This is a genomic window from Cupriavidus sp. C2SS-8b (assembly GCF_057073745.1).
This window is the reverse complement of the sequence record NZ_CP172717.1, coordinates 548090-563643: the sequence shown is the minus strand read 5'-3', so window position 1 is coordinate 563643 and position 15554 is coordinate 548090. Positions and strand designations below refer to the sequence as shown.

Here is a 15554-nt window from a genome sequence, read left to right as displayed (position 1 = left end):
AGCATGTCCGGAAAACCTGCCGAATGCCGAACCATTGCTCTGAATCGGTTTTGGATTAAAACAACTGACGCTTGATGTCATAGTCGATAACGATGCGATTTAGAGCCTCGAAAACGGCCTTGCTGTCACCCAGCGCTTGCCTCACGGCTTCCATGTATCCGCTCAACTGAGCTTGCGCTGCTCCGGCGACCTCCGGCGTGATGCCCTCGTCATCATGAAGGATCACGTACGACCGAGCGAAGCCGTAAATGACAAAGTATGCGGCGGCGTTCTGGGGATCCGATTTCATCAGGTCAAGGCAATGCTTCTTGACGTTAAGGAACGAATCGGTACCCGGGACACTTTTTGCGAACTCGGCGGTAAGGGCTTTGAAGTCCATCTGTTCTCTCTACAAAGGTTGAAGTCAAACTTGTTGCAACATGCGACGCAAGAGCTCAGCGGCGTTTGGGCCCTTATACGCCCGTTGCCATAGCGCCTCGACCATGCTGGTATAGAGTGCTACGGCTTCAGGTGCCGCCGTTACGGATGCAATACCGCCCGAAATATTGGGAAACTCACCAAAACGGAATGGGCTTATTGCCACGTACGAGGTACCGGGCCGCTCAAAGATCTGGAAGGTAGCGTTGGGCATGCTTTCATTGACAATGCCAATTTGCATGCCAGCCGGTTGTCGCTCCAGGAGATCCGCAATCCGTTCCACTTCCGCCCGAGCGGCGAGGGAACGCTCCATACGAGTTGCAGGGGGCAGATCCATGCGGCCAATCAGCCCGAAATGAACAAAACGCTCCAATTCCCGCAAGCCAATCAGGCTGACGATGGGCGCTGGCTGCGATGTATAGGACGCCTTACGCTCCCGCAGCAGCGCCATCATGGCTTGAATACGGCTCTCGTCGTTGTCGCCGCTTTCCTTCAGCATCTGCTCAAGGTAGCGGTCGTAGTCCGGCGAGGTCAGCAGGAACGAGATGGGTTCAAAATGCGCCAGGATGCGCGTCGCTCCGTGCTCCAACTGCCGCATCCGCTCGATATACGCGATCGCAGACGGGTAGTATTCCGTCCCCGCCCCCAAAAGAGACTCTAGCGATGTACCGAGAATTCCGGCCAGTCGTTCGAGCGTCTCAATCTTCACAATTTCGCCCTTTTCCATGCGATAGACCGCCGCACGGGAGATGCGAAGCGTGTCCGCTATCTGTTCGGCCCGCAATTGCGCGCCGAGACGGTAGGCGCGAAGCCGGGCGCCGATCGCCTCAAAATCGATACCATCTGACGGCGTAGTCCGACGCTCCATGGGTGTCTCATTAATTAGAATCAATTGCACTATAGCATGGGTGTCGTGGGATGCAATTCCGATAGCACGAGAGATAAGTGTAAACCCGGATAAATGGGATTAGCGCTTGCAATCCCAACGCGCCCCGCATAGTCTAAAAAATAAGATTATCCACTGCAGAAGGACAAGACCCCCCCCAGCGGGCTTGTACGTGTCCCTTCGCAGTGGTTTTTCTGACACTTACAGTCTAAAAATGGAGACAGACGTGAGAAGTGAATCCCTTTCCCAATCAGCGTCCGAAGCGGAAGCGCCTACGTCGCCTTACGCTTGGAAGGCGTTGGCGGGCTCTGCCATCGGCTACGCGATGGACGGCTTCGATCTGCTGATCCTGGGCTTCATGCTGCCCGCGATCAGCGCCGCGTTGGCATTGAGCACCAGCCAGTCGGGTGCGCTCGTCACCTGGACACTCATCGGAGCCGTCGCCGGCGGCATCATATTCGGTGCGCTCAGCGATCGATACGGTCGAGTGCGAGTCCTGACTTGGACCATCGTCCTATTTGCCGTCTTCACTGGTATGTGCGCCTTTGCTCAAGGGTTCTACGACCTTCTGGCTTATCGAACCATCGCGGGCATCGGCCTCGGCGGCGAGTTCGGCATCGGTATGGCCCTCGCCGCGGAAGCATGGCCGGCCAGTAAGCGAGCACGAGTGTCGTCATATGTCGCGTTGGGGTGGCAATCGGGCGTACTGATGGCTGCCTTGCTCACTCCGCTCCTGTTGCCTGTTGTGGGTTGGCGAGGCATGTTCGTCATCGGTGTGATCCCCGCCCTAGTAGCGTGGTTTATCCGCAATCGTCTGCACGAGCCTGAGGTATTTGTACGAAACGCACGCAATGATAAGAAGCCGAATGCATTCAAGCTACTCGTTGCAGACCGCAAGACAACGCGTATCAGCCTCGGAATCGTGGTGCTTTGTTCGGTTCAGAATTTTGGCTACTACGGCATCATGATCTGGCTGCCGACATACCTTGGGAAGACGCTCGGCTTCTCGCTTACAAAGTCGGCCATGTGGACCTCGGTCACCATCGTGGGCATGATGATTGGCGTCGTCGTGTTCGGCCACCTGGCAGACCGGATCGGCCGGAAGCCGACCTTTCTGATCTTCCAGGCCGGGTCCGTCGCAATGGTGCTCCTGTACGCACAGATGTCTGATCCGATGACGATGCTCTGGGCCGGTGCGGTGATGGGAATGTTTGTCAACGGGATGATCGGCGGCTATGGCGCCTTGATTTCCGAAGCCTACCCCACGGCCGCACGCGCAACGGCACAAAACGTACTGTTCAATATCGGCCGCGCAGTGGGAGGCTTGGGACCGATCGTAGTTGGCGCAATCGCGGCGACCTATTCGTTCCAACTCGCCATCGCGCTGCTCGCGAGCATCTACGTACTCGACATGATCGCAACGATCTTCCTTATCCCCGAGCTCAGGGGCGTCGAACTGGAATAAGCGCCGGGTTACCCAAGCTTTCCTTGGCTGCGCCATCCGGCGCAGCGCATTTCTCAGGAGTCACCAACATGTGTGCCACACTGTGTAGCGCGGATTCCGCAGCTACCGTAGCCTCCTATCGCTGTCAGATTGTTGAGCATTACTGGGTCAACCAGCGATACAAGTACATCAGGCTCGAATCCGACGCGCCGATCGCTTCGATTACCCGGCCAGGCCAGTTCTACCAGCTTAACTGCCCGACGACGGCGGAAGAGCAACCCTTCCTGCTGCGTCCGATGAGTGTCTACGGTGCAGGACCCGAGAGCGGCCGCATCGAATTCCTCTACAACGTTACCGGTGTCGGCACGCGCGCGATGGCCACGCTTCCTGTGGGCGGGCAAATGGACATCGTCGGCCCGCTCGGCAACACCTTTACCTTCCAGGAGACGTTCCGCCGGATTCTAGTGGTCGCTCGCGGCGTTGGGTTGGCAACCATGGCCCCCTTGATCCAGCAAGCTGCTGACGCAGGCGTTGGCATCACGGCGATCATGTCTGCGCGCAGTCGGGCTGACCTGATGGAGAAGGAGTTTTTGCGTGGTGCGCCGGCGGAAGTCCACGCCGTTTTCGATGCCGACGGAACATCTTCCGTGGAGTCAATCGACGCGCTGGTGCGACGGTTGATTGACGATCAACGACCCGATGCGATCTATACCTGCGGCTCGCACCGTCTCTTGATGCTCCTGCAGCGAATCCTTCAGGATCACCCGAAAGTTCAGGGAGAAGTCGCCATGGAACAGCGCATGGCATGCGGCATGGGCGTGTGCCTGTCCTGCGTACGCCTCTTCGATTGTGAGGGCGACAAGCAATTCCTTCGTGTATGCCGCGAAGGCCCGGTTTTCAAGATGCGAGAAGTAGTCGGGGAGGTGGAATTTGGCTAATTTAACTGTGCGGATTGGCGATCTCACGCTGCGCAACCCCGTTATGCCCGCCTCGGGCTGCTTCGCCATCGAATATCGCGAAGCGATGGATCTGAACAACCTGGGCGCGCTCGTCATAAAGAGTGTCTCGCCGAAGTCTCGCGCTGGCAATCCAACGCCCCGCGTCGCCGAGACTTATAGCGGCATGCTGAATTCGATCGGCATCCCGAGCAAAGGTCTTGACTTCTATCGCCGGGAGGTACTTCCGCCCTACACCCAATACGACACACCGGTCATTGTGTCCATTTCTGCCGACACCGCCGAAGAATTTGGTGAGGCGTGCGAAGAGATGTCACTGCCTGAGGTCACCGCCATCGAGGCAAATATCTCCTGCCCTAACCTAGAGGCAGACGGCATGGCGTTTGCCATGCTGCCTGAAACGACCTACAACGCCGTGTCGGCGATCAGGCGTCGCACCAAGCACCCTTTCTGGGTGAAGCTCACACCGAACGCCGGCAACATCGCGTCGGTCGCGCGCGCTGCAGAGGAAGCCGGTGCCGATGCCATCGTCATGGGTAACACGGTCCTGGGCATGTCGATCGACGTGCGAACGCGCAAGCCGAAACTCGGCAACGTAATGGGAGGACTTTCCGGTCCAGCAATCAAGCCCATCGCGTTGCGCATGGTTCACCAGTGCTATCGGGCCGTCCGCATCCCGATCATTGGCTGCGGCGGCATTCAGAGTGCAGAAGACGCCGTCGAATTCATGCTAGCCGGCGCCTCGGCTATTCAGGTTGGAACCGCATCCTTCCGTGACCCCGCAGCAATGCAGAAAATTATCGACGGCCTGCAGACGTACTGCGACGCCGCCGGCGTTGAGTCGATTCGTGATCTGACAGGCCAAGTAATACTAGATCGCCAACTCAGCGACCGTTGGCTGCGCTTCGCCCAGCAATCGGGCTGAACACTGGAAGATGAGCATGGACATCCTGGAACTGAAGCCCATGGCGGAAAAGCTGTTCGCCGATATCCGCGCCCTCTCATTTGACGGAGTCGGAATCACGCGTGACAGCTATGGTGCGGGGGAATCGGCGGCTGCCGAATACCTGCAGCGCTTCGCCGAGGCCCAAGGTATCGCGGTAGAGGTGGACAAGGCTGCCAATCTAACCTTCTCATTGCCAGAAGAAGATTCGAACTTGCCCGCTGTTTGGGTGGGATCACACGTCGATTCCGTGCCACAAGGCGGAAATTTTGACGGCTTGGCGGGCATCGTAGCCGGACTGCTATGCCAGGTGGCCAGAAAACATCAAGCGACCGACGCTGCTCCGCTGCGGGTCATAGCGTTCCGCGGCGAAGAGAGTGCCTGGTTCGGAAAGGCCTACATGGGATCGGGCGCCGCGCTCGGCAAACTGACGGCCGACGACCTCGCGCTCAAACACCGCAGCTCAGGAAAGACCTTGGGCGAATGCATGGCACAGGTTGGCGCAAACATAGAGTCGATTGCTGCACAACAGACATTCTTTGACAAGGACAATGCGGCAGCCTATATGGAACTGCACATTGAACAGGGTCCAGTGATGGTAGCGCGTCAGTTGCCGCTCGCCGTCGTGCCGGGTATCAGAGGAAATGTACGGCATAACCGCGTGACATGCACGGGGGAGCCAGGCCATTCAGGCGCCGTGCCGCGGTGGCTACGCAAAGACGCGATGTTTGCCGTTGCCGATCTCATCACCCGACTGGACGAGCATTGGAAGGTCCTCCTGGAACGCGGTAGCGATCTCGTCGTCACCACCGGCATCGTATCCACAGATCCAGCCGAGCACTCAATCTCTCGCATCCCTGGGAAAGTCGAGTTCAGCTTCGAAGTCCGAAGCAAGAGCATTGACACGCTCGAAGGCTTTTACCAGCTCTTCCGGACTGAATGCAAAGCAATCAGCAGAGACCGCGGCGTCGCGTTCCAACTTGATCGCCGTATTGAATCGGCGCCAGCAACGATGGATCCCGCGCTCTCCGGTTTGCTGCGCGATGTCTGCATCGAGGAGAAGGTCCCTGCGGAAATGGTGCCAAGCGGCGCCGGCCACGACGCTTCGCTGTTCGCAAACGCCGGAATCCCGACGGCAATGCTCTTCGTTCGCAATGAGCATGGCTCTCACAATCCCGACGAAGCCATGGACATCGACGACTTCATGCTGGGTACCAAAGTACTTGCCGCCGCCATGGACCGTATCCCGGCTGGGAAGAAATCATGACCCTAGACGTTCTGACAATTCGCCGTCCCGATGATTGGCATCTGCATCTGCGGGACGAAGATGTGCTGCGCGCTGTCCTGCTGGCCACTGCGAGCCAATTCGGCCGTGCAATTGTCATGCCGAACCTCAAGCCGCCCGTGACCACAGCGGCGGCGGCTGAGGCATACAGAGCTCGCATCCTGGGCGCTTTGCCTCCCGACTCCGATTTCACGCCGTTGATGACTTGCTATCTCTGTGACAACACTGACCCGATGGATGTCAAATCAGGCTTTGAGCGTGGCATCTTTACGGCGGCAAAACTGTATCCTGCTGGCGCCACCACTCATTCCGAGTACGGCGTAACAGCGGTCGAGCGTGTTGCTAATGTCCTGGCCGCCATGCAGGAGATCGGCATGCCCCTGCTCGTGCATGGCGAGAGCACTGATCCCGACGTTGACGTATTCGACCGGGAGGCAGCTTTTGTCCAGACCACGCTGATGCAAATCCTTCGCGGCTTCCCGAGACTCAAGGTCGTCCTGGAACATATCACTACCGAGGACGCAGCAGAATTCGTGATGCAGGATGAAAGCGGGCGGCTGGCGGCCACTATCACCCCCCAACATTTGATGTTCAACCGAAACGCCATGTTCACGGGCGGGATCCGGCCACACTATTACTGCCTGCCTGTGCTTAAGCGCGAACGCCATCGCCAAGCATTGCGACGCGCTGCCACATCCGGTTGTCCCAACTTCTTTCTTGGCACCGATTCTGCGCCCCACGATACCGACGCAAAGGAAGCCGCGTGCGGCTGCGCCGGCATCTTTAGCGCTCCGTCTGCCTTGCAAGCCTACCTCACCGTTTTCGATCAGGAGAATGCGCTCGACCGCTTTGAGTCCTTCACCAGCGAACGTGGTGCACGCTTCTACGGTCTCCCGCTCAACGAAGGCACTATCACCTTCCGTCGTGAGGAGACCCGGATACGCGGAAACGTCGAGCTGCCGGATGGCCGCCGCATCCAATCCTTCCTCACGGGCGATACGCTGCCCTGGGCGATTGCGTAGCAATTGTCCGCCCCGTTACACAGGATCTCACAGTGAAAAATTATCGAACGGAATCCGACCTGCTCGGCGAGCGTCAAGTCCCTACAGACGCATACTACGGCGTACACACGCTGCGTGCATACGAGAACTTCCAGATTACGGGCACGCCGATCTCCACCTGGCCGGAGTTGCTCATCGCGCTCGCGAGCGTCAAGCAAGCTGCTGCAGAGGCCAATGCAGACTTGGGTCTTCTGCCAACGAGGCTGAAAGATGCGATCGTAGCTGCCTGCCACGACGTTCGCGATGGCCGACTGCACAATCAGTTCATCATCGATGTTATCCAGGGTGGTGCTGGGACGTCGACGAACATGAACGCCAACGAGGTGATCTGTAACCGAGCGCTCGAACACTTGGGATTCCGAAAGGGCGAGTATGCCCATTTGCATCCCAATGAACACGTCAACATGGCACAAAGCACGAATGACGTGTATCCAACTGCTATCCGGATCGCCACATGCTTTGCCATCGAACATCTGCTCGAGGCCATGGAAGTGCTCAGGTCCGCTTTCGAGAAAAAGGCGACAGAATTTGCTGGCCTGCTCAAGCTTGGGCGCACCCAACTCCAGGACGCGGTGCCAATGACACTCGGTCAGGAGTTCTCGACTTACGCGGTCATGCTAGAGGAAGACATGGCCCGGCTTCGCGAGACCGCACCGCTGATCCGGGAGATCAACCTTGGCGCAACTGCTATCGGTACGGGCATCACGGCGCATCCCGAGTACGCAAATCGGGCTGTCGCGGCTCTGAATCGGATCACGGGCATTGAACTTGCGCTAGCCCCCAATCTAGTGGAGGCCACACAAGACTGCGGAGCTTTCGTCCAACTATCTGGCGTACTTAAGCGTATCGCAGTCAAGCTCTCGAAAACGTGTAACGACCTTCGCCTTCTTTCCAGCGGGCCGCGCGCGGGTTTCGGCGAGATCAACCTTCCGCCCATGCAGGCCGGCTCTTCGATCATGCCGGGCAAAGTGAATCCGGTTATCCCAGAAGTTGTGAACCAGATCGCTTTCGAGGTGTTTGGGAACGACACAACTATCACCTTTGCCGCGGAAGCGGGCCAGCTTCAACTCAACGCATTCGAACCCGTCATCGCCGCCAGCCTGTTGCGTAGCTTCCGGCACCTCACAAACGGATGCTTGACACTGGCGAGCAAATGCGTATCGGGTATCACGGCCAATCCAGAGCGGCTGCGGGACACCATCGAGCGTTCCATTGCGCTCGTGACGGCACTCAATCCCATCATTGGCTATAAGAACGCCACGGCGGTAGCTGCACAGGCCTTTGCTGAGGGCACGACGATACGCCAGGTTGTCTTGTCCAAAGGGTTGATGACTGCGGAGCAACTGGATGAGGCATTGCGGCCCGAAGCACTCACTCAGCCTCGTGCGGACATGCAAGCAGGCAAGTAATCAAGGAGGCAGCCATGCCCATCACTAGACACAATGCGATGCCCGGCTCCGTGAGTCGCTTGTTGCTCGACGCTGGATGCGTTCGCTTTCGTAGCGACGAGCCATTCCGTCTTCCATCTGGTTGGACCAGTCCCGTCTATATCGATTGCCGGCGCCTGATTTCATACCCGGCCAGCAGGCGTGCGCTTGTCCAACGAGGCCTCGAACTGTTGCGGGACCGCGAACGGCTCGCCGGCATCGACGTCATTGCCGGTGGCGAATCCAGCGGTATTGCCTTCGCAGCATGGGTTGCAGAAACGCTCGATCTGCCCATGGTCTACGTGCGGAAGGAAGCCCGCGGAATGGGTCCCGCCGCGCAAGTTGTCGGAAACATCCGGCCCGCCGACAAGGTGCTGCTCGTTGATGACATGATGGCCGCCGGCCGAACCAAGGCGGCCTTCTGTGAAGCATTGTCTTCCGCAGGTGCAGTGGTGCAGGACATTTTTGTCCTGTTTGAATACGGCACTTTCACCACTGACGCCGTTCTTTCGAAGTGGAATCCGGGCCTGCACTCGCTGGCGACGTGGAACGACATCCTTGAGGAACTGGAGCGTTCGAGAGAGCTTTCAGAGAGTCAGCTTGCTGAACTACGCGACTTCCTGAGCGACCCGCCGAAATGGTCTAGCTCCCACGGAGGCATCTCCGGCTAGTTCGACACGCTAGATCCCTGCATTTACACGCCAACGCCCGCGGCTCGTCCCCGGGCGTGGAGCTCCCTTTTTCTCAAAACTTACGCGACTCACATGGACGACTCTTTCAAGAAGCGCGCCCTTGCCTATCACCGCATGACATCGCCGGGCAAGATCTCCATCGCCCCGACCAAGCCCCTGACGAATCAGGCGGACCTCGCTCTTGCCTACTCGCCGGGCGTCGCGGTGGCTTGCGAAGCCATCCACGCCGATCCCCTCGAAGCTCAGCACTACACCGCACGGAACAATCTGGTGGGTGTAATCACGAACGGCACCGCCGTACTCGGTCTAGGCAATATTGGCCCGCTGGCGGCAAAGCCCGTGATGGAGGGCAAAGCCTGTTTGTTCAAGGTGTTCGCAGACATCGACGTTTTCGACCTTGAGCTCGCGGAGAGGGACCCAAACAAGCTCGTTGACGCCATTGCCATGCTGGAACCCACATTTGGCGGCATCAATCTCGAAGACATCAAGGCGCCCGAGTGTTTCTATATCGAGCAAGCGTTATGCGAGCGTATGCACATTCCAGTGTTTCACGATGACCAACACGGCACGGCCATCATCGCCGCTGCCGCCATCCTGAATGGACTGAAGGTCGTCGGCAAGTCCCTACACAACGTAAAGCTGGTCTGCTCTGGGGCTGGCGCCGCGGCAATTGCCTGCCTGGATCTTCTCGTGAGCCTTGGCTTTCCGAGGGCCAACATTTCGGTACTCGATTCACGCGGTGTCATTCTTGCGGAGAGAGAAGGCCTGGATCCCAGCAAGCGGCGATTCGCCCAGGACGGCACAGCTTACCTGGCACGAACGCTCGGAGAGGCCCTGGAAGGGGCGGACGTGTTCCTGGGGTGTTCGAGCGCTGGCGTCCTCAAGCCGAACATGCTGCGCGGCATGGCGGACCAACCATTGCTTCTGGCTCTGGCCAATCCGAAGCCGGAAATCAGACCCGAAGAAGCGCGCCGGGTCCGCCCTGATTGCGTCATCGCAACCGGACGCTCCGACTATCCGAACCAGGTTAACAACGTCCTGTGTTTCCCCTTCATCTTCCGCGGGGCATTGGACGTCGGCGCGACGACGATCACGGACTCGATGAAGCTCGCATGCGTGCACGCCTTGGCCGCATTGGCCGAGGAGCCCCCGGGCGACGAGGTCGCAAACGCTTACCCCGGCGAGTCGTTTGTCTTCGGTCCCGAATACCTGATCCCCAAGCCCTTCGATCCCCGTCTGATCACCCGCTTGGCCCCGGCCGTTGCGGTTGCGGCGATGGCCGCCGGCGTCGCCCGCCGCCCGGTCTCGGACATCGAGGCATATCGAACGCAACTGGCTGGACGCCGATTCACCTTTTCCCCGTCGCAATAGCCATCAGAGATTCGCCAGCCAAAAAACCAAAGGAGGAGATATATGCTTGCCAAAAGTAGCCTTGCAGTCATTGCGGCAGCCGCTGCTGCGGGCTTTGCCCAACCGGTGTCAGCACAATCCAGTGTGACGCTCTACGGACAGGTAGACGCGTTTGTCGGTTCCACTCGTGCCTCGGGCGGTGACCGCGCCGCGATTGTCGGTGCCGGTGGAATGCAGACGTCCTATTGGGGGATACGTGGTGCGGAGGACCTCGGCGATGGGCTGAAAGCGATCTTTGATCTAAACGGCTTCTACCGTGTCGACACGGGGCGCTTTGGCCGCAGTGACACTGACGGCTTCTTGACGCGCAACGCCTACATTGGATTGCAATCACCGAGCTACGGCTCGGTACGCCTTGGCCGGAACACCACACCGTATTTCGTATCGACCATTCTGTTCAATCCGCTCGTCGACTCGTACAACTTTGGCCCTTCGATTTTCCAGACGTACAAGACGGCTACCGATGGCCGGGTTTTCGACCCAGGGATCATTGGTGATTCGGGCTGGTCCAATTCCGTCGTTTATTCATCGCCGAACATGGGGGGCCTGACGGTCAACCTCATCTACGCGTTCGGCGAACAGCCGGGAAGCACCGGCCTGAACAAATGGGGAGGGAACCTAACCTATTTCAGGGGTAGGTTTGCCGCTACAGCAGCATTCCAGCAAGCAAGGTTCAATGTTGTGCCCGGCGATGTAACCACGCCGGCAGCGCTGGCAGGATTCGACAAACAAACCGCAGCACAGTTTGGCCTGAGCTACGATTTTGGCGTAGCCAAGCTCTTTGGGCAGGCGCAATACATCAGGACCTCGGTGAACGGCGCGCAAGGAGATATCCGCCATGCCAACGGGCAATTGGGCGCATCGTTCCCGGTGAGCGCTGGCAATATCCTGACGTCCTATGCCTATGGCAATACGCGCAACGACACGGCCGCCTTCGGGCGACACACGGCCAGCATCGCTTACGACTACAACCTTTCGAAGCGCACCGACATCTATGCAGCGTACTTCTACGATCGCGTGACGACTATGTCGCATGCGGAGACCTTCGGTGTCGGCATGAGGCATCGCTTCTGACCCGCGACTGCTACGGCGCGCACGCGCACACCCTTCCAAGCGGCTTAGTTCGAAGTGTCCGGGCCGTAGCGGTCTCGCTTTTTCATCCAAGTGCACCGGGACCTGCAGCGATAGTCAGATCTGCCTCTGTTGCCACTTTCTGCTTCGCAGAAGTCTGGGAAACCAAGGTCCCGTATCGGACCTATTGCGGTCGCTCGAGGTAGTCACGCCGAACGGCGGTAACGGGTCGCAATGAATAGATATGCATAGCAACCCCTATGCGCATGTCGCAACTATGCGTAGGTCGCGGTGAAGCGTATGGTCGAGTCCGCCGGCGGCGCGGGTTCTTGGATGATTGATCATTGCATACCTGCGCATAGTTTCCGCTGCCGATCGGGGTGGGCGTCACTTGAGGGGCTACGGTGGCAGCCAGCGGGCTGGCGTGCCGAACAAGGGCATCACACTCGCGCCCGGCCAGCAGAACACCACGACCGCGTCACCGTTATGTAGATTCCAAACCTGGGAGAAGGACGACGGCCGTTGCGTGAATGGCGCCCGCCCACATCACGACCATCGATGATGGGCGTACGGACGTTATCCTTCGCCTTTTCAGAGTTCGCCCGTCAGCGATCGCGGCATCCGTTCACGCCATCAGGCCGTCCCACTCGGCGGGACTCAACCGCGTAGTGCCTCACGTTCACTCGCCCGACTCAACGCGATATCAGGTGTTGATCGGCACATCACCGCCCCGCTGCCGCACCCCGCGCGGCTCGCCATGATCGATGAATACCACTGCAATCAACGCGATCAACGCCGGAACAGCCATCGCTATGAAACTATGCTGCAGCGACAGCGACATGCTCACCAGTACGCCAATGAGGATCGGTGCCAGAATGGCGCCGGTGCGACCGACGCCGACGGCCCAGCCGATACCGGTCGCCCGGATGCGCATCGGGTAGTACTGGCCGGCGTACGCGTACCCCACGATCTGGGTGCCGATGGTGCAGCCGCCAGCCGTGGCCACCAGAAAATACAACAGCATCGTCGACTTGGCGTAGCCGAGCCCGGCAATCGATAGCGCGGCAAGAATGTACATGCCGATCAGCACGGCCTTGATATTGACGCGATCCGCCAGCCAGCCACCGACGAGGGCGCCGACAACGGCGCCGAAGTTCATCACCAAAACGAATGTCAGCGCCGAGCCGAGGCTATAGCCGGCAGACGCCATCAGCTTCGTCAGCCATGCACTCAGCCCGTACACCATGAACAGGCACATGATGTAGGAGACCCAGAACATAATGGTGCTGACGCCCCGTCCGTTCAGGAACAGTTCGCGAACCGGAGCACCAGCGCCCGTGTCGGCAGCGGGCAGGACGTACGTGTCACCTGGTGTCCGCCGGTAGCGTGAGTTGATCTTGCCGATAATGCAGCCGATGGCCTCGTCGTCGCCCTTTCCAAGCAGGAATGGCGTGGATTCTGGCATCATTTTCCAGAAAAATGGCACCAGTAGCGTCGGGACGGCGGCGGCAAAGAATACCGATTCCCATCCATAGCGCATCAGCAAGCCTTTTCCGATCAGTGCGGCCACCACGCCACCAATCGAGAATCCGGTGAACATCATTGTGACCAGCGTGCACTGGATCCGGCGGGGGGAATACTCCATCATCGTCGCGGTGATGCAGGGCGTAACGCCGCCGATGCCGGCACCGGCGAGAAAGCGCATTACGCTGAAGGTAACCGGATCCTTGGTCAAACCTGCTGCGGCGGTGCAGAGGCTGAAAAGCAGCACACTGGCAACGATGGTCCAGCGCCTGCCGATTCGGTCGGCAATGGTGCCTAGACAAATCGCGCCAAACATCATCCCGAAGAGTGCGGAACTCACCATGAAGCCAGCACTCGTTGGATCTACGTTCATGTCTTTCATGATCGACGGCAAGGCGATGCCTGCGATCGCGAGATCATAGCCGTCGATCACAACGATCAACGCCGACCAAAATAGCAGCATGGCGTGGAATCGGCCCGGACGAGCTTGCTCGACCACGGCTCGCAGATCAATCTGGCGCATACAATGTCTCCTTATCTATCTTTGTATTGTTGAAGCCAGTCAGCTTGCGGACGACTGGCACTCATCTTTCATGGCATTCAGGTATCCGGCGCTGCGACTGGCATGAACTTTCTGGGATCGAATATGTGCGCAGGTTCCTCTGCACGCGGGCGGTCGCGGCGTAGTCGGCCTAGCATGGGTTCGATCGATCGGTAAGCCTGTACGAGATCTTCGAGGCAGTCTGCTTCGAGGTTCAGCCCGCCCATCCTGGCGAGATCGGCGATTTCATTGCGGCTCAGTTCGCGGTAGTTCATGCTGGTGTCCATGTCCGTTCCAACCTCAATCGATTTCGGGTGAGTGACCACGCAGTCCGTGCTTCCGCTCGAATGCGTCGCCCGCTCGCAGCAGCGTGACCTCGTCGAAAGGCCGGGCCGCGAGCTGCAGTCCAAGTGGAAGGCCGCAAGGCGTCATTCCACATGGGACGCTCAAGACAGGATTGCCCGCCAGACTGAAAGGCAGCGTGATGGGCGGCCGGCGCAAATGAGCGCCGGCCGCGCCTGGCTCCGCAAGTTCCGCTTCCTGCAGCCATCCTGCTGTCAGGAGCAAATCGAATCCTGAAAACTGCCGGAACATCCTCGACACGAGTTCCGTGCGCCAACGCATTGCCTGAATGTAGTCTTCGGCGCGCAGCAGCGCGCCAGCGATGAAACTCCGGCGAAAGGGGCGGCCGAAGCTGTGCGGATTGCGTTTCAACTCGCCTTCGTGCACCGCGTAAAGCTCGCTGGTCCCGATGATCGTCCTGCAGTCGATGTAGTCCTGCACCGGGTCGAGGCGTACCTCGTCAACATGGGCGCCAAGCCGGGCGAACGTCCGGGCCGCCTCATCCATCGCGGACTCAACTTCTGATGTAGCTATGCCTGCGTACCAGTGCTTGACCAGTCCGATGCGTAATCCAGCGATATCGCCCGTCAATGCACGTCGGTAGTCGCCGACGGGCTCGTCCGCGCTGGACGGGTCGCGCGGGTCATACCCTGCCATTGCGCCGAGCAGGATGGCGCAATCCTCCACCGTACGGGCCATCGGTCCACAGTGGTCCATCGAGAAGGTGTTGGGATGCAAGCCGCGGCGGCTGACACGGCCGTAGGTTGGCTTGAGTCCCACGATGCCACAGACGGCAGACGGATACCGGATCGAGCCGCCGGTGTCCGTGCCCAGGGCGGCAGGCACCATGCGTGCCGCCACCGCTGCGCCCGAACCGGACGACGAGCCACCCGGCAGGTGCGCGAGATTCCACGGATTTAATGCTGGAGGCCATGGCAGATCCCAGCAAGGCCCGCCCTGCGTAAACTCCCAAGTTGCCGTCTTGCCGATCAGAATCGCCCCTGTCTGGTCAAGCTGCGAGACGACGTGCGCGTCTTCCTCAGGCACGTGCCGCATCAGCAATCGCGAGTTTGACGTCGTTGGAACGCCGGCTGTCTCAATGCAGTCCTTAACGGCTAACGGTATGCCGTCCATATCGCCTAGATAGCGCCCATTCCCGATCCTGATCTCGGCCTCACGTGCGGCAGATCTCGCCTGATCCGCCGTCACCTCAAGGAAAGCATGCAGGCGACTGTCGAGCCGCTCGATCCGATCCAGACAGGCATCGACGATTTCCACAGGCGACACCTGGCGTCGCCGGATCCGCTCGCCGAGCTCGGCGATGGTCAGGGCGGTCAAGTTGGCGGATTCGATTTCAGACACGCTTACGGCCCCGGCAATTGAAGTTGGGATGAATACTGCACGCTGACGTCACGCAATAGTCGGTAGGAACTTGCCATGGCATCGCGGCTTGTCAGCGCAGTGTTGAGCCCGCTCGGCGGACGGTCAACTCAACCTCGACAGATGTTCCGTCGTGCGACGCGGGCCCTATACCGCGCGGCCAGTGGCGCCCTCA

Annotated in this window: 13 protein-coding genes and 1 pseudogene; 9 read left to right on the top strand and 5 right to left on the bottom strand. The window is 59.2% G+C overall.

What is annotated here, in order from left to right; genetic code table 11:
• Positions 1-55: 55 nt before the first annotated feature.
• Both ACIGJB_RS19515 and ACIGJB_RS19510 read right to left on the bottom strand, forming a co-directional pair.
• The gene (locus ACIGJB_RS19515) at positions 56-379 is read right to left on the bottom strand and encodes a hypothetical protein (protein WP_483733945.1); all 324 of its coding nucleotides are present in this window, start codon (positions 377-379) and stop codon (positions 56-58) included.
• Between the two features lie 24 nt (positions 380-403).
• Positions 404-1285, bottom strand: coding sequence for a helix-turn-helix domain-containing protein (locus ACIGJB_RS19510; RefSeq protein WP_483733944.1), 882 nt, complete (start codon positions 1283-1285; stop codon positions 404-406).
• Between the two features lie 232 nt (positions 1286-1517).
• On the opposite strand from ACIGJB_RS19510, the gene ACIGJB_RS19505 reads away from it, so the two are divergent.
• From ACIGJB_RS19505 to ACIGJB_RS19465, 9 genes and pseudogenes are all read left to right on the top strand, one after another.
• On the top strand, positions 1518-2768 hold the full coding sequence (locus ACIGJB_RS19505) for an MFS transporter (protein ID WP_483733943.1): 1251 nt from the start codon (positions 1518-1520) through the stop codon (positions 2766-2768).
• A gap of 68 nt (positions 2769-2836) precedes the next feature.
• Complete coding sequence (locus ACIGJB_RS19500) at positions 2837-3685, top strand: dihydroorotate dehydrogenase electron transfer subunit (protein ID WP_483733942.1); 849 nt, start codon at positions 2837-2839, stop codon at positions 3683-3685.
• Positions 3678-4628: a dihydroorotate dehydrogenase gene (locus tag ACIGJB_RS19495; protein ID WP_483733941.1), complete on the top strand. Its 951-nt coding sequence runs from the start codon at positions 3678-3680 to the stop codon at positions 4626-4628. The genes ACIGJB_RS19500 and ACIGJB_RS19495 overlap by 8 nt, the downstream gene beginning before the upstream one ends.
• 16 nt (positions 4629-4644) lie before the next feature.
• Positions 4645-5913: a hydantoinase/carbamoylase family amidase gene (locus ACIGJB_RS19490; RefSeq protein ID WP_483733940.1), complete on the top strand. Its 1269-nt coding sequence runs from the start codon at positions 4645-4647 to the stop codon at positions 5911-5913.
• Positions 5910-6953 carry a dihydroorotase gene (gene pyrC, locus ACIGJB_RS19485; protein ID WP_483733939.1) on the top strand — a complete coding sequence of 348 codons (1044 nt, stop codon included), beginning with the start codon at positions 5910-5912 and terminating at the stop codon, positions 6951-6953. Before ACIGJB_RS19490 ends, pyrC begins: the two co-directional genes overlap by 4 nt.
• Before the next feature lie 32 nt (positions 6954-6985).
• On the top strand, positions 6986-8401 hold the full coding sequence (gene aspA / locus ACIGJB_RS19480) for an aspartate ammonia-lyase (RefSeq protein ID WP_483733938.1): 1416 nt from the start codon (positions 6986-6988) through the stop codon (positions 8399-8401).
• Positions 8402-8415: 14 nt separating this feature from the next.
• Positions 8416-9090, top strand: a complete 675-nt coding sequence (locus ACIGJB_RS19475; RefSeq protein WP_483733937.1) for an orotate phosphoribosyltransferase — start codon at positions 8416-8418, stop codon at positions 9088-9090.
• A 93-nt stretch (positions 9091-9183) separates the two neighbouring features.
• Positions 9184-10446 (top strand): annotated as a pseudogene (locus tag ACIGJB_RS19470) (malic enzyme-like NAD(P)-binding protein); the annotation flags it as partial.
• Positions 10447-10524: 78 nt separating this feature from the next.
• A complete protein-coding gene (locus tag ACIGJB_RS19465; protein WP_483733936.1) occupies positions 10525-11595 on the top strand; it encodes a porin in 1071 nt (356 codons plus the stop codon).
• A gap of 700 nt (positions 11596-12295) precedes the next feature.
• Here the strand turns inward: ACIGJB_RS19465 and ACIGJB_RS19460 are convergent.
• The 3 genes from ACIGJB_RS19460 to ACIGJB_RS19450 all read right to left on the bottom strand — a co-directional run bounded on the left by ACIGJB_RS19460 (position 12296) and on the right by ACIGJB_RS19450 (position 15361).
• Positions 12296-13639 (bottom strand): MFS transporter, encoded by a 1344-nt coding sequence (locus tag ACIGJB_RS19460; RefSeq protein WP_483733935.1) that lies wholly within the window; start codon positions 13637-13639, stop codon positions 12296-12298.
• Between the two features lie 77 nt (positions 13640-13716).
• Complete coding sequence (locus ACIGJB_RS19455; protein WP_483733934.1) at positions 13717-13944, bottom strand: hypothetical protein; 228 nt, start codon at positions 13942-13944, stop codon at positions 13717-13719.
• 13 nt (positions 13945-13957) lie between these two features.
• Positions 13958-15361, bottom strand: coding sequence for an amidase (locus ACIGJB_RS19450; protein WP_483733933.1), 1404 nt, complete (start codon positions 15359-15361; stop codon positions 13958-13960).
• Positions 15362-15554: the final 193 nt, after the last annotated feature.